15 protein-coding genes are annotated in these 19796 nt (G+C 71.7%); 5 read left to right on the top strand and 10 right to left on the bottom strand.

Annotated features, from left to right (window positions below; genetic code table 11):
- Positions 1–155: 155 nt before the first annotated feature.
- Positions 156–1115 carry an SDR family NAD(P)-dependent oxidoreductase gene (locus ACWC1K_RS16485; protein WP_450831941.1) on the top strand — a complete coding sequence of 320 codons (960 nt, stop codon included), beginning with the start codon at positions 156–158 and terminating at the stop codon, positions 1113–1115.
- Here ACWC1K_RS16485 and ACWC1K_RS16480 read toward each other — a convergent pair.
- Together ACWC1K_RS16480 and ACWC1K_RS16475 are read right to left on the bottom strand one after the other, a co-directional pair.
- Positions 1112–1768, bottom strand: coding sequence for a M15 family metallopeptidase (locus ACWC1K_RS16480; protein WP_450831939.1), 657 nt, complete (start codon positions 1766–1768; stop codon positions 1112–1114). The two genes, ACWC1K_RS16485 and ACWC1K_RS16480, sit on opposite strands and share 4 nt — an antisense overlap.
- A 44-nt stretch (positions 1769–1812) precedes the next feature.
- Positions 1813–2649, bottom strand: coding sequence for an alpha/beta fold hydrolase (locus tag ACWC1K_RS16475; RefSeq protein ID WP_450831937.1), 837 nt, complete (start codon positions 2647–2649; stop codon positions 1813–1815).
- 166 nt (positions 2650–2815) lie between these two features.
- On the opposite strand from ACWC1K_RS16475, the gene ACWC1K_RS16470 reads away from it, so the two are divergent.
- Entirely contained in the window at positions 2816–3844 is a 1029-nt protein-coding gene (locus tag ACWC1K_RS16470) for an SDR family oxidoreductase (RefSeq protein WP_450831935.1), read from the top strand.
- Between the two features lie 496 nt (positions 3845–4340).
- Here the strand turns inward: ACWC1K_RS16470 and nrfD are convergent, their stop codons facing one another.
- The 8 genes from nrfD to ACWC1K_RS16430 all read right to left on the bottom strand — a co-directional run bounded on the left by nrfD (position 4341) and on the right by ACWC1K_RS16430 (position 16428).
- Positions 4341–5285, bottom strand: coding sequence for an NrfD/PsrC family molybdoenzyme membrane anchor subunit (gene nrfD, locus ACWC1K_RS16465; RefSeq protein WP_450831933.1), 945 nt, complete (start codon positions 5283–5285; stop codon positions 4341–4343).
- Entirely contained in the window at positions 5282–6124 is an 843-nt protein-coding gene (locus ACWC1K_RS16460; protein WP_450831931.1) for a 4Fe-4S dicluster domain-containing protein, read from the bottom strand. The genes nrfD and ACWC1K_RS16460 overlap by 4 nt, the downstream gene beginning before the upstream one ends.
- Positions 6121–9366 (bottom strand): formate dehydrogenase, encoded by a 3246-nt coding sequence (fdh, locus tag ACWC1K_RS16455; RefSeq protein ID WP_450831930.1) that lies wholly within the window; start codon positions 9364–9366, stop codon positions 6121–6123. The genes ACWC1K_RS16460 and fdh overlap by 4 nt, the downstream gene beginning before the upstream one ends.
- A gap of 18 nt (positions 9367–9384) precedes the next feature.
- Positions 9385–9618, bottom strand: a complete 234-nt coding sequence (locus ACWC1K_RS16450; protein ID WP_450831928.1) for a hypothetical protein — start codon at positions 9616–9618, stop codon at positions 9385–9387.
- Between the two features lie 94 nt (positions 9619–9712).
- Positions 9713–10999, bottom strand: coding sequence for an ROK family protein (locus tag ACWC1K_RS16445; RefSeq protein ID WP_450831926.1), 1287 nt, complete (start codon positions 10997–10999; stop codon positions 9713–9715).
- A 90-nt stretch (positions 11000–11089) separates the two neighbouring features.
- Positions 11090–12055 carry a phosphotransferase family protein gene (locus ACWC1K_RS16440; protein ID WP_450832154.1) on the bottom strand — a complete coding sequence of 322 codons (966 nt, stop codon included), beginning with the start codon at positions 12053–12055 and terminating at the stop codon, positions 11090–11092.
- Positions 12056–12076: 21 nt separating this feature from the next.
- Positions 12077–15244 carry a cytochrome P450 gene (locus tag ACWC1K_RS16435; RefSeq protein ID WP_450831924.1) on the bottom strand — a complete coding sequence of 1056 codons (3168 nt, stop codon included), beginning with the start codon at positions 15242–15244 and terminating at the stop codon, positions 12077–12079.
- A gap of 128 nt (positions 15245–15372) precedes the next feature.
- Entirely contained in the window at positions 15373–16428 is a 1056-nt protein-coding gene (locus tag ACWC1K_RS16430) for a LacI family DNA-binding transcriptional regulator (protein WP_450831922.1), read from the bottom strand.
- A gap of 210 nt (positions 16429–16638) precedes the next feature.
- Here ACWC1K_RS16430 and ACWC1K_RS16425 point away from each other — a divergent pair, with 210 nt between their 5' ends.
- Genes ACWC1K_RS16425 through ACWC1K_RS16415 form a run of 3 tightly spaced genes read left to right on the top strand, consistent with a single transcriptional unit; the run spans position 16639 to position 19777 of the window.
- Positions 16639–17928 carry an ABC transporter substrate-binding protein gene (locus ACWC1K_RS16425; RefSeq protein ID WP_450831921.1) on the top strand — a complete coding sequence of 430 codons (1290 nt, stop codon included), beginning with the start codon at positions 16639–16641 and terminating at the stop codon, positions 17926–17928.
- Positions 17929–17939: 11 nt separating this feature from the next.
- A complete protein-coding gene (locus ACWC1K_RS16420) occupies positions 17940–18938 on the top strand; it encodes a carbohydrate ABC transporter permease (RefSeq protein WP_450831919.1) in 999 nt (332 codons plus the stop codon).
- Positions 18935–19777 (top strand): carbohydrate ABC transporter permease, encoded by an 843-nt coding sequence (locus ACWC1K_RS16415; RefSeq protein WP_450831917.1) that lies wholly within the window; start codon positions 18935–18937, stop codon positions 19775–19777. Before ACWC1K_RS16420 ends, ACWC1K_RS16415 begins: the two co-directional genes overlap by 4 nt.
- The last annotated feature ends 19 nt before the right edge of the window (positions 19778–19796 follow it).

Genomic DNA, 19796 nt, shown 5'->3' with positions numbered 1-19796 from the left:
GAGCCCTTCGCCGAGAGGCGACCGCCATCCGTGCCCACCCCCTGGCGAGCCCCGACCGGCCTCCCCCGTCCGGTCGGGGCTCTTTCCTTGCCCGCGCCCGAATGCGCCGGTCCGCGCTTGACTTCGAGAGCACTCCAATCCGTAGCGTTCTCAACATGAGCACTGGCACTGCACAGCACAAGATCGGATCCGGTTTCGGCGCCACGAGCACGGCCGACGACGTCCTTCAGGGCGTCGACCTGACCGGCAAGCTCGCCGTCGTCACCGGCGGCTACTCGGGGCTCGGCCTGGAGACCACGCGCGCCCTGACCAAGGCGGGCGCCCGGGTCGTCGTCCCGGCCCGCCGCCGGGCCACCGCCGAGGAGGCGCTGACCGGCCTCGACGGCGTCGAGGTGGACGAGCTGGACCTCGGCGACCTGGAGAGCGTGCGGGCCTTCGCCGAGCGCTTCCTCGCCTCCGGGCGGAACATCGACTTCATGATCGACAACGCCGGGATCATGGCGTGCCCGGAGACCCGGGTGGGGCCCGGCTGGGAGGCCCAGTTCGCCACCAACCACCTGGGCCACTTCGCCCTGGTCAACCGGCTGTGGCCGGCGATCGCGCCCGACGCCCGCGTCGTCTCCGTCTCCTCCCGCGCCCACCACTTCTCGGGCATGCGCTGGGACGACGTCCACTGGGCTCAGGGCTATGACAAGTGGCAGGCCTACGGGCAGGCCAAGACCGCGAACGTCCTGTTCGCCGTCCACCTCGACAAGCTGGGCCGCGACGCCGGCGTGCGCGCCTTCTCCCTGCACCCCGGCGGCATCCTCACCCCGCTCCAGCGGCACATCCCCAAGGCGGAGATGATCGAGCGCGGCTGGATCGACGAGGACGGCAACATCCTCAACCCCGAGGGCTTCAAGACCCCGCCGCAGGGCGCGGCCACCCAGGTGTGGGCGGCGACCTCGGCCCAGCTGGACGGCCTCGGCGGCGTCTACCTGGAGGACTGCGACATCGCCGAGCTCGCGGTCGACGGCGCGACCAGCGGCGTCAAGGACTGGGCGATCGACCCCGAACAGGCCGCCCGGCTGTGGGAGTTGTCGGCGGAGCTGACGGGCGTGAACGCCTTCGCCTAGGAGCCGCCCAGCTCCCTGGGCCCGTACAGGGCGGCGGGTGCGCCGGTCACGAGGGCCCAGTAGCGGTCTCCGTAGGACCAGTGCCACCACTCGGTGGGGTAGTTGACGAGCCCGGCGGCCGTCAGCGCCCCGCCGAGCAGGGCACGGTGGGCGCGGGCCTCCTGCGTGATGTTCGGGGCGTCCGTGTAGCAGGCGCCGTCGCTCTGTTCCGGGTTGGCGTTCATCTCGGTGCCCAGGTCCAGTTCGCGGCCGTCGGCGTCGACGAGGGTCAGATCGACGGCCGCGCCCGCGCTGTGCGGGGCGATCTCGGGCGGGGAGACATAGCGGCTGGCGGCGGCGCGCATGCGGTCGGCGGGCCAGTCGGGGTGTGCGGCGCGCAGTTCGTCGGCGTACCGGTCGAAGTAGCGGCGCTGAAGGGCGGGCGGCCGGTATCCCTCCACGAACAGCAGACGCAGGCCCTCGGGAAGCAGGTCCTGTGCGGCGAGGAGGCGGTCGAGGACGCCCCGGCGCAGGAGGATCTCGGCGCCGTGGGAGTCCTCGTGCTTGCGGTCGTCGACCAGGAGCTTCTCTCGTACGTCGACGAGGGGCTCGCCGTTCTCCGCCACCGGTACGGCGGCGACCCGGACGTCGGACATCAGGACGATCTCGCTCATGCCTTGATCATCTCCCTGCTGCCCGTGCCGGGAGCCGCCGGGGCTCAGCCGGTCATGAACTCCCTCAGGTCGGCGGTGAGTCGCTCGGCGTGGGTGACGAACAGGCCGTGGCCCGCGTTCTCGTAGACCTTGAGCGTGGCGTCGGGGGCGAGGGCGGCGGCGCGCCGGCCGGTCGTCTCCAGGGGTGCCGAGACGTCGTGCGTGCCGTGCACGACGAGCAACGGCACCTCCAGCTTGGCCAGTTCGGGGGCGACGTCGAGGGTGACGATGGTCTCCTGGACGGCGCTGGAGGCCCGCGCGGTGGACACCAGGCAGCGCTCGCTGAGGTAGCGGACGTAGGCGGGCGAGACGTCGTTGCCCGGCAGGTGCAGGGCGAAGAAGTCGCGCAGTGCGTCTGGGTCGTTGAAGAACGCCGCCCGGTCGCGCAGGAAGGCCGCGTTGCCGGCCCGCATGACCGCCGGGTCCCAGCCGTCCGGGTTGTCCTCCGTGCGGGCCACGCCCGGGGCGATGCCCGCCACCAGCGCGACGCGGGTCACCCGGCCGCTGCCGTGCCGGGCCAGGCAGCGCACGATCTCCGCGCTGCCCACGGAGTGGCCGATCAGCGTCACCGCGCGCAGATCCAGATGGTCCAGCAGTCCGTACAGGTCGTCGGCGAGGGTGTCGAGGTCGTAGCCGTTCCAGACGTCCTCGGAGCGTCCGTGCCCGCGCCGGTCCAGGCCCACGCAGCGGTAGCCCTCGGCCGCCAGCGGCAGCATCTGGAACTCCCACATCTCGGTGCCCAGGTAGGCGCTGTTGACGAAGACCGCCACCGGGCCGTCGGCCGGTCCGTAGTCGACGTAGTGCAGCTGGGCACCGTCGGCGGGGCTGGCGAAATACGGCATGGGACGTCCTCCTGCGATCCGGTGGGGTGGGTACGTCCTCCATGCTTCCGGGCGCCGGTGCGGGCGTCGATTACCTCCGAGGTCATACGGCGGCTTCCGCGTGCCCTCGTCCCCGCCGGGTACTCGGTGACCCCGTTTCGGACCGTACGGCCGGAAGGAGCCGAAGGTGAGCAGCGCAGTGGGCAGCAGGATCGTGGTCACGGGTGCCACCGGCAACGTCGGCACCAGTGTGGTGCGCCTCCTCTCGGAGGAGGCGCAGGTGGGGTCCGTGCTGGGTCTGGCCCGGCGGATCCCCGAGTGGTCGCCGGCCCGGACGGAGTGGTCCGCGGTCGACCTCGCGTCCCAACAGGCCGATCTGGCCAAGGAGTTCGAGGACGCCGACGCGGTCGTCCATCTGGCGTGGGCCTTCCAGCCCACGCATGATCCGGCGGCGACCTGGCGCACGAACGTCCTCGGCAGCATCCGGGTGTTCGAGGCGGTCGCGGCGGCCCGGGTGCCGACGCTCGTGCACGCCTCGTCGGTGGGTGCCTACTCTCCGGGGCCGAAGGACCACGCGGTGGACGAGTCGTGGCCGACGCACGGCTGGCCGGATGCCGCGTACTGCCGGGAGAAGGCCTATCTGGAGCGCACCCTGGACACCTTCGAGCGCGACCACCCTGAGGTGCGGGTGGTCCGGATGCGGCCCGCCTTCCTCTTCAAGCGCGAGTCGGCGAGCGAGCAGCGCCGGATCTTCGGCGGCCGCTTCCTGCCGGGCCCGCTGGCGCGCCCGGAGCTGCTGCCCTTCCTCCCCGATATCCCGGGCCTGCGGGTGCAGGCGCTGCACACCGACGACGCGGCCAGGGCGTACGTCCTCGCGCTCGGTTCCGAGGTCCGCGGCGCCTTCAACCTGGCGGCCGAGCCCCCGGTCGACGCCGAGCTGCTCGCCCAGCTGCTGGACACCCGCCCGCTCCGGCTGCCCCGCGTCGCGGCCCGCTCGGCGATCGCCGCCGCCTGGGGGCTGCATCTGCTGCCCGCGTCGCCGCATCTGTTCGACGCGGTCCTGCGGCTGCCGCTGATGGACTGCACGCGCGCGCGTGCCGAGCTGGGCTGGCACCCGGAGCACGAGGCGAGCGAAGTCCTGGAGGAGTTCCTCCAGGGCCTGCAGCACGGCGAGGGGGCACGGACCGAACCGCTGCGCGGGCGCAAGGTGGGCTGACCGGCCCGGAAGCCAACTCTTCGAGCCGTTCGCGCTGCGGCACCACCGTGCACGTGGGGTCCTGCTCCGAAGCGATACTCGCTGCGCGAAGACGCCGGAGGGTGCACGCCGACCCGGCGAGGACGGCGAGCCCGGAGGCGACCGCGGCCGCGCCGGCCCAGCACGATGCGGGAGCGCAGAGCGAACCGCTCCGGGCACGCAAGGCGGGCTGACCCGCCCGGAAGGTCTCTGCACCTGCTCGCCGGAAGGCGTCTACACCTGCTCGTCGAGCCGTTCGCGCTGCGGCACCACCGTGTACTTGGGTCCTGCTCCGAAGCGATACTCGCTGCGCGAAGACGCCGGAGGGTGCACGCCGACCCGGCGAGGACGGCGAGCCCGGAGGCGACCGCGGCCGCGCCGGCCCAGCACGATGCGGGAGCGCAGAGCGAACCGCTGCGGGCACGCAAGGCGGGCTGACCCGCCCGGAAGGTCTCTGCACCTGCTCGCCGGAAGGCGTCTACACCTGCTCGTCGAGCCGTTCGCGCTGCGGCACCACTGTGTACTTGGGGTCCTGCGCCGAGGCGACGCCCGCCGCGAAGACGCCGAAGCGGGTGCACGCCGAACCCGCGAGCAGGGCGAGCCCGGAGGCGACCGCGGCGCCGCGCCGTCCGCCGAAGAGGGCGGCGGTGACGGCACCCCCGGCGGTGAGCAGCTGCGCCGCCCGGAGCAGTGCGCCCGCCCGGCCCTCCCGCCAGGTCTCGGCGACCATGCCCAGGCGCTGCTCGGCCGCCTTCGTGACGGCCGCGTCGGCCAGCGCCGCCAGCCCGGCGGCGCAGCGGGCCGGGGCGTTCTCGCTCGTGGGCCCGGCGACGAGGGCCATCCCGGAGGCCGCCGCCGTCGCGGACGCCGCGAACAGGTAGGGCAGCTCGCGGTGGACGCCGTGCCAGGCCGGTACGGCGGTGTCGGCGGCCAGCACCGCGGTGTAGGTGGCGACCGCGGGGCCCAGCAGGGCGGCGGCGCCGGTCGCCGCGCCCCCGAGACGCGGCGCCCGGCCGGTCACGGCGCTCGCGGCGGCCGCACCCGCCACGGGCCCGTAGGCGCCGAGCAGCCAGGACCCCATGCTCATGGGCGAGGTCGGCTTGAACACCCGCAGCATGTTCGCGAACCGGCCCGGTTTGCCCAAGTCGTGGATCAGGGCGGCGGCCGACAGGGAGACGGAGGCCAGCGAGGACACCTTCAGTGCTGTCGCGGTCCTCGTACGTCCGGTCAGGTGCGCCCCCGCCGCGAGCACCGAGCCTGCTCCGGCGAGCCCGCCGAGGAAGAAGTACCCGGCGATGTCGGGGGCGGCCCAGGAGGGTGCCTTGATGACCGGGCGGCCGTAGTAGGACTCGAACTCGGCCCGGGGGACGACGGGTTGCTCGCCGCGCCGCCGCCTGCGTCCCGCGCGTTCGGTGGTGCTCATCGCCGGCCCCTTCCCGCCAGCGCGAAGCAGGCCGCGAGGCCGCCCACCAGGGACAGGGCCGCGGCGCCCGCGTGCTTCCACATCTGGGGCAGATCGCGGGTGGTGACCACGGGGTCCGGTGGCAGGCCGTACACCTCGGGCTCGTCCAGGAGCAGGAAGAACGCCCCGTCGCCGCCCACGCCGTCGTCCGGGTCGTGGCCGTACAGGCGGGCGTCGGTGACGCCCGCCTCGTGCAGCTGGTCGACGCGCAGCGCGGCCCGCTCGCGCAGTTCGTCGAGCGGGCCGAACTGGATGGACTCGGTGGGGCAGGCCTTGGCGCAGGCCGGTTCCTGCCCTGCGCCAAGGCGGTCGTAACACATCGTGCACTTGAACGCGCGTCCGTCGTGCGGCCGTTGCTCGATGACGCCGTACGGGCAGGCGGGCACGCAGTAGCCGCAGCCGTTGCAGATGTCCTCCTGGACGACGACCGTGCCGAACTCGGTGCGGAAGAGCGAGCCGGTGGGGCAGACGTCGAGGCAGGCGGCGTGGGTGCAGTGCTTGCACACGTCGGAGGACATCAGCCAGCGCAGTTCGCCGTCGCCGCCGACCGGTGTCTCCTGCGCGGTCGACTCGCCCTCGACCAGCGGGAGTTGGGTGCGGCCGTCCGGGCGGGGCTGCTCGATGAAGGCCACGTGCCGCCAGGTCGAGGCGCCGAGCGCCTGCGTGTTGTCGTACGACATGCCCGTGAGCGACAGCCCGTCCTCCGGGATGGCGTTCCACTCCTTGCAGGCGACCTCGCAGGCCTTGCAGCCGATGCAGACGGAGGTGTCGGTGAAGAAGCCGACGCGTTCCTCGCTCACTTGCGTGCCTCCGTTCCGGTGTCCGGGGTGATACCGGCCCGGGTGCGGTACTCGGCGACCAGCCTCGGCAGGTCCGGGCCGCGCGGGCGGCGACCCGGGCGGATGTCGGCGGTGAGCGCCTTGTCCTCCTGGATGTGGGCGTTGGGGTCGAGCGCGATGGCCATCAGTTCGTTGGCGGCGTCGCCCTTCGCGACACCGTTGGGGCCCCAGTGGAAGGGCAGGCCGATCTGGTGGACGGTGCGGCCCTGCACCCGCAGCGGCCGGATGCGGTCGGTCACCAGCACCCGCGCCTCGACCGCGTTGCGGGCCGTGACGATCGTCGCCCAGCCGCCGTTCTCCAGGCCGCGTTCGCGGGCCAGCGCGGGCGAGACCTCGCAGAAGAACTCCGGTTGCAGTTCGGAGAGATACTCCGACCAGCGGCTCATCCCGCCCGCCGTGAAGTGCTCGGTCAGCCGGTGCGTGGTGACGACGTACGGGAAGACGCCGGCACCCTTCTCGTCGCCGCTGGGGTGGTAGCGGTTGCCCTCGCGCGGCAGCAGCTGGCGCACCGGGTTGCGCGGGGTCGAGGGGTGCAGGGCGTTGGGGAACGGCGAGTCCTGCGGCTCGTAGTGGGTGGGCAGCGGGCCGTCCTCCAGGCCCGCGGGGGTGAACAGCCAGCCCTTGCCGTCGGCCTGCATGATGAACGGGTCGTCGCCGCGCAGCGCGTCGGGGCCGACCGCGTCCTCGTCGGGCACGAAGTCCGGTGCGCGGTCGGGCACGAAGTCCGGGACGTCACGCCCGGTCCACTTGCCCTCCTCCGCATCCCACCAGAGGTACTTCTTGCGTTCGCTCCACGGGGTGCCGTCGGGGGCCGCGGAGGCGCGGTTGTAGAGGATGCGCCGGTTGGCGGGCCAGGCCCAGGCCCACTCGGCGGCCACCCAGTCCTGCTCCCAGTGCGGCTTCTTGCGCGCGGCCTGGTTGACGCCGTCGGCGTAGACACCGCAGTAGATCCAGCAGCCGCAGCGGGTCGAGCCGTCGTCCTTCAGCTCGGTGTACGCGCTCAGTGGAGCGCCGTCGGGTCCGTGCCCGCTGATCTCGGCGAGCACGGCGTCGGCCGCGGGTTCCTCGAGGTCCCCGTTGACCGGGTAGTCCCAGGCGAGGTCGAGAATCGGCCGGTCCATGGGGTCGGTCGAGCCGGCCAGTTTCTCCTTGATGCGGCGGCCCAGGTGGTACATGAACCACAGGTCGCTGCGGGCGTCGCCCTCGGGTTCCACGGCCTGGTGGTGCCACTGCACCCAGCGGTTGGTGTTGGTGAAGGACCCCGACTTCTCGGTGTGCGAGGCGGCCGGGAAGAAGAACACCTCGGTGCCGATGTCCTCGGTGCGCAGCTCACCGGTCTCGATCTCGGGGCCGTCCTTCCACCAGGTCGCCGACTCGATGAGGGAGAAGTCGCGCACGACCAGCCAGTCCAGGTTGGCCATGCCCAGCCGCTGCAGACGGGTGTTGGCGGAGCCGACCGCCGGGTTCTCGCCGAGCAGGAAGTAGCCCTTGCAGTCGCCGTCGAGCTGGGCCATGACCGTGTCGTAGGTGGAGTGGGAGCCGGTCAGCCGCGGCAGGTGGTCGAAGCAGAAGTCGTTGTCGGGTGTGGCGGCATCGCCGTAGTAGGCCTTCAGCAGACTGACGAGGTAGGCCCGCATGTCGGCCCAGAAGCCCTTCACCGTGCGGGTCGTCTCGACGAAGTTGTCGAGGTTCATGTCCTCGTGGGCGTGCGGCATCGGGATGTAGCCGGGCAGCAGGTTGAAGAGGGTGGGGATGTCGCTGGAGCCCTGGATGGAGGCATGGCCGCGCAGGGCCTGGATGCCGCCGCCGGTGCGGCCGATGTTGCCGAGCAGGAGTTGCAGGACACAGGCGGCGCGGATGAACTGGGCGCCGGTGGTGTGCTGGGTCCAGCCGACGGCGTAGCAGAAGGCGCTGGTGCGCTCGGGGCCGGAGTTGGCCGTCAGCGCGTCGCAGACCTGCCGGAAGGTCTCGCGGGGGATGCCGCAGACCTCCTCGACCATCTCGGGCGTGTAGCGGGCGTAGTGCCGTTTGAGGATCTGGTAGACGCAGCGCGGGTGCTGGAGGGTCTCGTCGGCGGGGGCGCGGTGTCCGGTACGTGCTCCGCCGGAGCCGTGGGCCTCGGCGCCGGCGGACTTGCGGGTGCGCTCCTCGTAGAGCTCGTCGGCCTCGCCGGCCGGCTGCTGGATCTCGACGCCCTCGTACTGCCAGGAGGTGGGATCGTAGTGCTTCTTCTCCTCGTCCAGACCGGAGAAGACGCCGTCGAGGTCCTCGGTGTCGCGGAAGTCCTCGCCGACCAGGGTGGAGGCGTTGGTGTAGTTGAGGACGTACTCGCGGAAGTCCTTCTCCTCGGTCAGTACGTGGTTGATGATCCCGCCGAGGAAGGCGATGTCGGTGCCCGCGCGGATGGGCACGTACAGGTCGGCGAGCGCGCTGGTGCGGTTGAAGCGCGGATCGACGTCGATGATGGTGGCGCCGCGCTTCTTGGCCTCCATCACCCACTGGAAGCCGACCGGGTGGCACTCGGCGAAGTTGGAGCCCTCGATGACGATGCAGTCGGAGAACTGCAGGTCCTGCATGAAGGTGGTGGCGCCGCCGCGCCCGAAGGAGGTGCCGAGCCCTGCGACCGTGGACGAGTGACAGACCCGTGCCTGGTTCTCCACCTGCACCACGCCGAGGCCGGTCAGCAGCTTCTTGATGAGGTAGTTCTCCTCGTTGTCGAGGGTGGCGCCACCGAGACTGGCGATGCCCATGGTGCGGGCGGTGCGCATCCCCTCGTACTCCCACTGCCAGGTCTCGCGCCGTGTGCGGATGACCCGCTCGGCGACCATGTCCATGGCCGTGTCCAGGTCGAGCGGCTCCCAGTCGGTGCCGTGCGGACGCCGGTAGAGCACCTGGTACTCGCGGGCCGGTCCGGTGGTCAGCTGGAGGGTCGCCGAGCCCTTGGGGCACAGCCGCCCGCGGCTGACCGGCGAGGCCGGGTCGCCCTCGATCTGCACGACCTTCTCGTCCCGCACATAGACCTGCTGGCCACAGCCGACCGCGCAGTAGGGGCAGACGGACTGCACCACGCGCTCCGCGCTGTCCGTGCGGGGACGCAGGCCTTCGGTGTACGAGGATTTCGCGGCGCTCCCCCGGCCCGTGCGGTCGGTGCCGGTGAGCTGCCGGTAGACGGGCCATGCGCGGACCCGGTCGCCGATACCCATGCTGGGCTCCTGTCGCGGTCAGGCGGAGGACTCGTCCGGAGCGGGGTGCTCGGGATGGACGGTGGCCGAACGGGGGCCGTCGCGGCGCCCGGTACCGGCCTCGTCGGTGTCCGGCACCTCGTCGTCGGACGTGTCGGCTTCCACGTCCGGAACGGGGATGTCCAGAGGGTCCTCACCCTCGCCGACCTGCTGGTCAGGCAGATCCCGCGGCACGGGCTCGCCGCCCTGGCCTGTGTCGTGCCGATCGGCCACGGCGCACTCCCTTCACGTCGTTCGAGCGAGACGCGAGTACCTCCACCGGTGACCACCGAAACCTGGGGGTGCGCCCCAAAGGGGCGGGGGGCTGTCAGGGAGTGCGTTCCTCCAACGCCGTCTGCCACGCAGGCACCGGCCCCTCAGGCACCGGCTCAAGCCGCCGCCCGCCCCGGGCGAAGAAGTCCGCCAGCGGCAGAATCGCCGCCCCGACGGTCACCGCGTCGGGCCCGAGCCGCCCGAGATCGATGCTCACCTTCTCGGCCGGATGCCGCAGTGCGTACGAGGCCGCATACCGCCGCACCGCGGGCAGGAACCGCGCCCCCAGCTGAAGCCCCGCCCACCCCCCGATGAGAATCCGCTCGGGCTGGAACAGGTTGATCAGGTCGGACAGCCCGGCACCGAGATACTCGGCGGTCTCCTCCAGCACGGCCAGGGCAACCGGATCGGCCTCGCCCCCCTCGACCGGATAGGCCGATGCCAGCATGGCCGTCAGAGCGGTCTCCTCGTCCGCGTCCTCGGGCGGTCGCCCACCCTCCTCGCGCCACCGCTCCAGCAGGGACTCCGCCCCCGCGTACGCCTCCAGGCAGCCGAGCGCACCGCACCGGCAGCGGCGCCCCCTGACCCGTACCGTCAGATGCCCCCACTCGACCGCCCGCCCGTGCTCCACCTCGGGCGTCACGAGACAGGCCCCGACGCCGGAGCCGAACAGCACGACGATCGCGTTGCGCGCTCCGCGCCCGGCGCCGAACCACATCTCGGCCTGGCCGAGGGTCTTGGCGCCGTTGTCGATGAAGTAGCGGACTGCCTCGGGGAGTTCGGAGGTCGAGCGGAGCAGCGACTCCAGCGGGACGGCGTCCCAGCCGATGGTCTGCCCGTGGACGACGGCGCCGCGCTCCGGGGTGCGCTCGACGATGCCGGGGACGCCGATGCCGACGCCGAGGAGCTGCTCGGGACCGAGGCCGGCGCCGGCGAGCACCTCGGCGATCCCGTCGCGGATGTGGCCGACGATGACCTCGACGTCGTAGCGCTGCTGCGCCAAGGGCCGCTCGGTGCGGGCGAGTTCGGTGAGGGTGAGGTCGAACAGCTCGACGCGCACCCGGGTCTCGCCGACGTCGACGCCGATCATGTGGCCGGCGCCGGGTGCCACACGCAGCAGGGTGCGGGGACGGCCGCCGTCGGAGTCGACGCTGCCGGCCTCCTCGACCAGGCCGTCGGCGACCAGGTCCGCGACGACGTTGCTGACCGAACCGGAGCTCAGGCCGGTCACCGGGCCGAGCTCGAAGCGGCTGAGGGGTCCGTCGAAGTAGAGCCGCTGCAGCACGACCGCGCGGTTGGCCCGCCTGAGGTCGCGCACCGTGCGCCCGTTCCGCCCCGCCATGTGGTTCCTTTCGCGCCCTGTCCGACCTGCAACATACCTCTGCGGACAGACTTGGCGCGACATCCTCCAACCCTTAGTTCACGATGTGAGCTAAGAGGTGGCCTCCTCGATCTCGTCCAGGGCGGCCACGAGCTCCGGCGCGACCGCCTGCTCGCGCCACCGGACGTCCCCCTCCCCCATCGCCCGCGGCACGGTCTCCACCAGCATGATCAGGTAGAGGTAGGCGCGGTACAGGGCGAGGCGGAGGAGGGCCGGGCGGTCGAACTCGGCGCGTCCGCCGCCCTCCCGGTAGCCCGACAGGAAGGCCTCGTCCTTCCTGATGTCCCCCAGCAGCGCCAGGGAGACGAACTCGGCCAGCGGATCGCCCCAGAACATGCGTTCCCCGTCGATGAGCCCGCCGAGGCGGACGGAATCCGCCGAGCGCGCCACGAGGATGTTGCCGTCCCACAGGTCGAAGTGGACGAGTGCGGGGACGGTGACCTCGTCGAGCGCGTCGTACGCGGCGCGCAGGGTACCGGCGATCTCGTCGACGGGCCTGGGCAGCCGGGCCGCGAAGCGGAGGGCGTCGCCGAGGATCGCCTCCAGCATGCCGCTGAAGGCGGTCCGCCAGTCGCGGGCGAGGGGACCCATCGCACCCGACGGGTAGCCGAAGGCGGTTCCGGTGACACGGTGCAGGGCGGCCACCTGACGGCCCAACTCCGCTCGCAGATACGCCCGTTCGGTCTCGGTGAGGGATCCGTCCCATGGGTCGCCGGGACATGCTGTCATCAGGAGTACGGAGCTGTCGTCGTCGAGGGTGACGAGCCGGGGCGCCGGCACCCCGGCCGTTTCGGCGCCGCGGTAGAACTCCGCCTCGGCGAGGAGGAGCCGGCTCTCGTAGCGCAGTCCGGGGGTGTCCGGCGCGACCTTGAGTACGTACCGGCTGCCGTCGGTGAGCCGGAGTTCCTCGACGGTGTTGTAGGTGCCACCGGGCAGAGGGCGCAGGTGGGCCAGCCGGTCGGGAGGGATCCGTGCGCCTGCCAGGACGCGTCGGGCCCGCTCCCAGGAGTCCACCACCGTGCCCACCTCTCCTCTCGGTCAGCCGGCCGCGTACACGTCCTCGACGTAACGGCCGTCCGCGATCAGTGCGTCGAGCCACTCCTCGGCCGTCGCTTCCTCGGCGCCCGGCGTGCGGTCCCGGTACAGCGTACGGAACGCGTCCCGCACGCCCGGCGCCATTTTCGAACCGTCGCCGCAGACGTACACCCGGGCCCCGGCGCCGAGCAGTTGCCACACCTCATCACCCTCGGCGGCGATGCGGTGCTGCACGAAGGTCCCGGCGGTACTGAAGGCCGGGCGGAGCGACACCGCCCCGGCGGCCTCGGCAACGCGCAGTTCCTCGGCGTGCAGGAAGTCCGCGTCGGGTGCGTCGCAGCCGAAGTAGCAGAGGGCGGAGGCGAGTTCGATGCCCGCGGCGAGGGCTGCCGTGCGGTCGGCGACGGCTCCGCGGAAGGGGGCGAGGCCCGTGCCCGCCGCGATCATGATGACCGGGGCGGAGTGGTCCACCCGAAAGGCCTCCCGGCACGGCTGGACCCGGGCGAGGATCGTCTCACCGGGAGCGACGGTGGCGAGGTGCCCCGAGCCGGTCCCGCGGTGGACACCCTTGCCGGAGCGTGCGGGGGCTTCGAGCAGGGAGACCATGAGGTCCACGTGGTCCGCGGCGACGGCCGGCGAGGAGGAGACGGAGTAGTGACGCGGACGCAGCGGGGTCAGGATCTCCAGGAGCAGCGGCCAGTCGAGGGCGCCGCGGAGGGCGGGGTGGTCCTCGATCAGCTCGACCAGGGTGCGCGGGTCGTCGCCGGGGAGGGCTGCCAGGGCCGCGCGTTCGGGCGGGCAGGGGTTGGCGGCGGCGAGCGCCGCTCGCTGGACGGACGACGGCCTCTCCTGCAACTCGACGTGGTGAGCCAGCAGTTGACGTACCGTCAAGGGCCGGTCGATCGCGAGGCCGTCCCGGCGGGGGCGGGTGGCGCGGATGTCCAGGACGGCGTCGGGGTCGACGCCGAGTGCGGCGGTGGCGCGGTCGACGAGGGCGGGTGCGTTGACGGGCAGCACGGTGAGGTGGTCGGCGGTGCGGTAGGCGGTGCCGTGCGGGAGGGCGACGCGGACGAAGCGCTTGCGGCGCGGGTGGCCGGGGGCGGTGAGGTCGTACGCCTCCGTGACGGTCATGGGAAGGAGCCCGTGCCGTTCGGCGAGGGCGTCCCGGGGGCCGCCGGTGAGGGTGCGGACCTGGTATGCCGTGGTGGGCCCGTCGTCGGCCGCGGCGGTGGCGTCCGGGTCGCCGTACCGCTCCAGGAGCGCCGTGCGGAGTAGGGCCGTGAAGTCCCTTACGGCGCCGGTGAGATCGCCCGAGGCGTCGGCGGCGGCGCGGTCGACGAGGCGGGTGGCGCCGAGTTCGGCGAGGCGGTCGTCGATGCGGGTGGGGACGTGCTGGTAGGTGGCGGCCCAGTTGCGGTCGCCGACGCCCAGGACGGCGTAGGTGACGTCCGTCAGGTCGTGGGTGTCCTCCAGCCATGCGGCGAAGGCGGTGGCGTCGTCGGTGGGGCGGCCGTTGTAGGAGGCGGCGGTGATGACGACGGTCCGGTCGGTGGGCAGGCCGCCCGCGTAGGCGTCCAGCGGCGCGACCTCGGTCTCGCAGCCGATCCCGGCCGCTTCGTCGGCGAGGCCTGCGGCGAACTCGCGGCAGGTTCCGTAGTTGCTGCCGTGCAGGAGGAGGACGCCGGTGCCGGGGCGGACGCGAGCGGGGAGGGTGTGCGGGTCGACGCTCTGCGGGGTCTCGGCCGGACGGGCCCCGGGGAGGACGCCGTGTTCGCGGTCGGCGGTGGTGCGCGGGGTGAGGGTCAGAGTGAAGCCCTCGGGCTTGAGGGTGAGGGTCTCCTTGACGTGGAGCGCGTAGTCGGCGTGGTCGTGCAGGCGGTAGCGGTGCACCAGCATCGCCAGCAGCATGGTCGCCTCGTGCAGCGCGAACTGCCGCCCGATGCAGGCGCGTTCGCCGGTGCCGAAGGGCTTGAAGGCGTGCACCGGGCGGGCTGCCTCCGCCTCGGCGGTGAACCGGGAGGGGTCGAACAGCTCCGGGTTGTCGCCCCAGACGGGCTGGCGGTGCAGCATCGGGGCGAGCACGGTGACGGCCTGTCCGGCGCGCAGCGGGATCCGGCCGCCGAGCAAGGTGTCCTCAAGGGCGTGGCGGCTGAAGGCGGCGGCCGTGGGCCACAGCCGCAGGGCCTCGTTGAGGACCTGGCGGGTGTAGGTGAGCCTGCCGATCTCGTCGTACGTCGGCTCGGGGTCGGCCCGGTCGCCCCACAGGGCGTCGGTCTCGCGCTGGACGAGCTGGAGCGCGGTGGGGTGCTTGGCCAGGTAGTACAGGGCGAAGGACATCGCGCCGGACGTGGTCTCGTGGCCGGCGATCAGGAAGGTGATGACCTGGTTGCGGATGTTGGCGGTGTCCAGGGTGGTGCCGTCGGCCGGGTGCCGTGCGGTGAGCATGAGGCCGAGCAGGTCCTCGGCGCCGCTCTGGTCGGTGCCGGTGCGGGAGGCGATGACCTCGTCGACGACCCGGGCGAGATAGGCGGAGTCGTCCCGGAAGGCGGCGTCCGCGGCCGAGTAGTCGCGGCCGGGGGCGCGGGAGAGCCGGGTCATGCTCCATTCCAGACAGCGGACCATGGACTCGACGAAGGGATGGGGTTCGTCCCGCCCGAAAGACCCGAAGTCGTAGCCGAATCCGGCGAGTCCGATCGTGTCGAGGGTCATCCGGGTCATGTCGTCGGGGACGTCGACGGGCCGCCCCTCGCGGGCGGCGCGGTCCCAGGACGCGATGAGCCGCTGGGCCACCTTGAGCATCACGGGGTGGTAGGTGCGCATCGAGCCGAGCGCGAAGGCGGGCATCAGGATGTCATGCGCCTTGGCCCAGTTGGGTTCGTCGTTGTACGCGGTGAACAGGCCGTCGGCGGTGAACTCGCGGACGTTCTCCAGCGCGGGCCCGACGTGCTTGGCGAACCTGGTCTCGTCGGCGAGATCGGCCACCAGGTCCAGGTCGCCGACGAACAGCGTGTCACGTCCGTGCAGCCGCCGCACGAGGGCCGGGCCGTGCTCGCGCATGAGGTCCATGACCTGCTGGACGGGGGTGCGGCCGGGTCCCGTGGCGGTGATGTCGACGAGGGGGACGCCGGGGAGGGTGGCCGTGGTGTGGGGGGTGAGGGCGGTGGGGGGCATGGCGCGACAACTGCCTTTCGCGGTACGGAAGTACTGCGCTCAAGGTTGGTCGAGCGGATCCGGCCGTCCGCGCCACGGAACTACATGATCGTGTAGTCAAGAACGCTCCTGGGGGCTTGCGGAAGCCCTCAGGAGGGGCTCTGCTCCTCCGTCGCGGGCCCGGCGGAGGGCCGGGCGGTGGTGCCCCGCGGGATCAGGCGGGTCGGCAGGACGATGTGCCGCTCGTGGTCCGTCTCGGGATCGTCGATCAGCCGCAGGACCAGCTCCCCGGCGACCCGGCCCATCTCGGAGGGTGACTGGGCCACCGTGGTCAGGTCGAACCACTCGGCCAGCGGCTGGTCGTCGAAGCCGAGGACGGACATCGCCTCGGGTACCTCGATCCTGGCCTTGCGCAAAGTCGAGATCAGGGTGGCGGCGAGCTCGTCCTGTTCGGCGAAGACCGCGGTGGGCGGCTCGCGCAGGCCGAGCAGCTGCCCCAGGGCTTCGGCGACGGCACGCCTGTCCTCGGCGGGAGCGGCGACCACGAGGGACTCGTCCGCGGGAATGCCCGCCTCGGCGAGCGCCTGCCGGTAGCCGTGCAGCCTCGCGTGCGAGCTGAAGGAGAAGCCGGTGGCGCCCGGGCTCTGCATGAAGGCGATGCGGCGGTGGCCCAGGTTCAGCAGATGCCGGGTGCCGCTCAGGGCGCCGGCCGCGTCGTCGACGTACACGCTGGGGCGTCCCTCGGCGTGCTGGCTGACGTAGATGACCGGCATGCCGAGGTCGTCGAGCCGTGCGCCTTCCTCCTCGGTGAGGTCGAAGCAGTGCACCAGCAGGGCGTCGGCGTTGCGCCGGGCCGGCAGCTGCTCGAAGAACGAGGCGCGTTCGGCGAGGTCGGGTATCACGTAGAGGGCCAGCTCCATGTCCGCGGCGCGCAGCAGCGGGCCCAGGCTGGACAGCGCCGAGCCCATGAACCACGACTTGAGGGTGGGCACCAGCACCGCCACCACGCCGGTCCTGCCGGTCACCAGGCTGGAGGCCTGCCGGGAGACCGCGAAGTTCAGCTCGCGGGCGGCCTGTTCGACGCGGGCGCGGACGTCCGGCGAGACGCTCGACAGGCCGCGCAGCGTGCGGGAGACGGTGGATGCGGAGACCCCGGCCCGTTCGGCGACGTCGGCCATGGTGGGGTGCCGTTGAGCTGCTGGCATGGGCGGACGTTAGCACAAGCGTGCACCGCTCCGCCCTCCTTCGTGACAGCGCTGTCACGGCATTACTCGCGCGTAACGCATTGACGCGCCACCCGGCTCCCTCCTAGCTTGCAAGCGTTGTCCCAACAGAAGCCAACTGCTTGCACAGATCTCAGGTATATGCGGTCTGACCTGCATATTTTCCTCTGCAATCGCTGCCCGGGAGTGACCTTGAAGAACAGAAAGACCAGAGCGTTGCGGCGCTCCGGTGCACTGTGCGCGGGGCTGGCCGCCGTTGCCGCGTGCGGCACCGGCGGCGGCTCCGTGTCCGGTACGGGCCGCGGCCCCATCACCTATGTCGCCGGTGCCGACAACACCGGGACCGTGCAGGCGGTGCTCGACCGCTGGAACAAACGGCACCCGGGCGAGAAGGTCACCTTCGTCCAGCTGCCCACCGATCCCGACGCCCAGCGCCAGCAGATGATCCAGAACGCGGCGACGAGGTCGGACGCCTTCACCGTGCTGTCCCTGGACGTCGTGTGGACCTCGGAGTTCGCGGCGCACCGCTGGGTGGACCGGCTGCCCGAGGACCGCTTCCCGCTGAGCCGGATGCTGAAGCCGATCGTCGCGACCGGCATGTACCGCGGGGGTCTGTACTCCGTCCCGGCCAGCTCCGACGGCGGCATGCTGTACTACCGCACCGATCTGCTCCGGCAGGCCGGCATCACTCAACCGCCGGTCACCTGGGCGGAGATGAAGACGGACTGCGCCAAAGTACGCAAGCTGCCCGCGGCCAGGGGCATGTCCTGTTACGCGGGCCAGTTCCAGAAGTACGAGGGCCTGACGGTGAACTTCGCCGAGGCGGTGAACTCCGCGGGCGGGGTCGTCACGGACGCCCAGGGGCGCCCGCACCTCGACACCCCGCAGGCCAGGAAGGGTCTGGACTTCCTGGTCCGCTCCTTCCGGGACGGCACCATCCCCAAGGAGGCCGCCACCTACCAGGAGGAGGACGCCCGCCGCGCCTTCCAGTCCGGCAGGCTCGTCTTCGAGCGGCAGTGGCCGTACATGTATCCGCTGGCGAACAAGAAGGACGGCTCCAGCAAGGTCGCGGGCAGGTTCGCCGTCGCTCCGCTGCCCGGACTGAACGGGCCCGGGGCCTCCAGCCTGGGCGGCCACAACCTGGCGCTGTCCGCCTCGGCGCGGAACAAGGCCACGGCGCTGGACTTCATCCGGTTCTTCACCAGCCAGGAGACGCAGCGCTTCACGCTGAACTACGCGCCGGCGGCACCCACGTACCAGGCCCTGTACCAGGACCCGCGCCTGGTGAAGAAGTATCCGTACCTGCCCGTCCTGAAGCAGTCGATCCTGCATGCGGTGCCGCGGCCGCGGGTCTTCGGCTACGGCGATGTCACCGCGGCCGTCCAGCGGGAGGCCTTCGCCGCGCTGACCGGCGCCAAGAGCAGCGCGAGCGCGCTCAAGGACCTGCAGAAGGACCTGCGGCAGCAGGCGGCGGGGCAGTGAGGAGACACGACATGGTGACCACCCACAACCCGCCCGGGAGCCTCGACCGGTCCGAGGCACCGCCGCGCGGGAGCATCTCCGGCCGAGCCCTCCTGGGCCGCCGCCGCACGGCCGGCTCCGGCGAGGGCAGGGTCGCCGCCCTCCTGGTCTCGCCGACCCTGCTGGTCCTGGCGGTGGTCGTGCTGTATCCGACGATCGTGGCGCTGAAGGACTCCTTCTACGGCACCCCGGGCCTCGACCCGAAGACGGGGTTCGTGCGCGACCACGACCCGTTCGTCGGCGCCGACAACTACACGGCGGTCTTCGGGGCGGCGGGCGACCGCTTCTGGAACGCCTTCTGGAACACGACCTTCCTGACCGTCACCACGGTCGCGCTGGAGACGGTGCTCGGCATCGCGATGGCGCTGATCATGCACCGTGCGCTGCGCGGCCGGGCGGTCGTCCGCGCGTCCATCCTGGTGCCCTGGGCCATCCCCACCGCCGTCACGGGTCTGCTGTGGCGCTGGATCTTCAACAGCGACGGCGTGGCCAACGCCCTGATCGGCCGGCAGATCCTGTGGACCACCGAGGGGTTCCACGCCAAGGTCGCGGTCATCGTGGCCGATGTGTGGAAGACGGCTCCCTTCATCGGGCTGCTGGTGCTGGCCGGACTCCAGGTGATCTCCAAGGAGGTCTACGAGGCGGCCCGGATGGACGGGGCGGGCGCGCTGCGCCAGTTCTGGAGCATCACGCTGCCGCTGGTCAAGCCGGCACTGCTGGTGGCCGTGCTGTTCCGCACGCTCGACGCGCTACGCATGTTCGACCTGCCGTACATCCTGATCGGCGCGCAGAAGACGTCCGTGGAGACGCTGTCCATGCTCGCCCAGGACCAGGCCGCGAACGTGCGGTTCGGGCCGGCCGCCGCGTACGCGGTGATCCTCTTCGTCTATGTCTTCCTCATCGCGCTGGCGTTCGTACGGCTGCTGGGCGCCGACGTGGTGCCGCGCCGCCACAAGGAGGTGGCCGCATGAACCCCACCACCCCGCACCCGGTCCTGCGCAGAGCACTGCTCTGGCTCGGGGTCGCCGCGGTCGTCGCCTACTGCCTTGCGCCCTTCTACTGGATGCTGGTCTCCAGCCTGCGCCGCACCTCGGACATCTTCGACAACTCCCTGCTCCCGGCGCGGATCTCGTTCGAGAACTACCGTGCCGTGCTCGATCCGTCCGAGAACTTCACCCGTGCCCTGTTCAACAGTCTTGTCGTGGCGGGCATCACGACCGTGTGTGCACTGCTGCTGGCGACGTTCACGGCGTATGCGATGGCGCGGCTGGAGTTCCGCTTCAAACGGTTCGTGCTGACGCTGATCATCGCCACGTCGATGTTCCCGGTGGTGTCGATCGTGGTGCCGCTGCTGAAGATGTTCGTCGGCTTCGGCTGGATCAACACCTACCAGGCGATGATCGTGCCGAGCCTGTCCTTCACACTGCCGCTCGCGGTGTGGAACCTGACGGCGTTCTTCCGGCAGATGCCCGACGAGCTGGAGCACGCGGCCATGATCGACGGCTGCACCCGTGCCCAGGCCTTCCGCCGCGTCATCATTCCGCTCGCCGCGCCAGGCATCTTCACCACCGCGATCATCACCTTCATCGCCGCCTGGAACGAGTTCCTCATCGCACTGTCGATGACCAACGAGCCCTCCATCCAGACCGCGCCCGTGGCGATCTCCAAGTTCGCCGGGGCGACCCAGTTCGAGACGCCGTTCGGCAGCCAGATGGCCGCCGGAGTCCTGGTCACGGTTCCGCTCGTGGTGGTGGTGCTGCTGTTCCAGCGCCGGATCGTGGCCGGCCTCACGGCGGGCGCGGCCAAGTAGCCCTTCTTTCCGCACCGAT

This window comes from Streptomyces sp. NPDC001492 (genome assembly GCF_053597275.1).
The sequence above is the reverse complement of the archived record's forward strand: the minus strand, read 5'-3'. Positions and strand labels throughout refer to the sequence as shown.

Bases quoted from the DNA above. Each gene is read 5' to 3' on its own strand.
- ACWC1K_RS16485 (WP_450831941.1), top strand. From the start codon at position 156: ATGAGCACTGGCACTGCACAGCACAAGATCGGATCCGGTTTCGGCGCC.
- ACWC1K_RS16480 (WP_450831939.1), bottom strand. From the start codon at position 1,768: ATGAGCGAGATCGTCCTGATGTCCGACGTCCGGGTCGCCGCCGTACCG.
- ACWC1K_RS16475 (WP_450831937.1), bottom strand. From the start codon at position 2,649: ATGCCGTATTTCGCCAGCCCCGCCGACGGTGCCCAGCTGCACTACGTC.
- nrfD (WP_450831933.1), bottom strand. From the start codon at position 5,285: ATGAGCACCACCGAACGCGCGGGACGCAGGCGGCGGCGCGGCGAGCAA.
- fdh (WP_450831930.1), bottom strand. From the start codon at position 9,366: ATGGGTATCGGCGACCGGGTCCGCGCATGGCCCGTCTACCGGCAGCTC.
- ACWC1K_RS16445 (WP_450831926.1), bottom strand. From the start codon at position 10,999: ATGGCGGGGCGGAACGGGCGCACGGTGCGCGACCTCAGGCGGGCCAAC.
- ACWC1K_RS16435 (WP_450831924.1), bottom strand. From the start codon at position 15,244: ATGCCCCCCACCGCCCTCACCCCCCACACCACGGCCACCCTCCCCGGC.
- ACWC1K_RS16430 (WP_450831922.1), bottom strand. From the start codon at position 16,428: ATGCCAGCAGCTCAACGGCACCCCACCATGGCCGACGTCGCCGAACGG.
- ACWC1K_RS16420 (WP_450831919.1), top strand. From the start codon at position 17,940: ATGGTGACCACCCACAACCCGCCCGGGAGCCTCGACCGGTCCGAGGCA.
- ACWC1K_RS16415 (WP_450831917.1), top strand. From the start codon at position 18,935: ATGAACCCCACCACCCCGCACCCGGTCCTGCGCAGAGCACTGCTCTGG.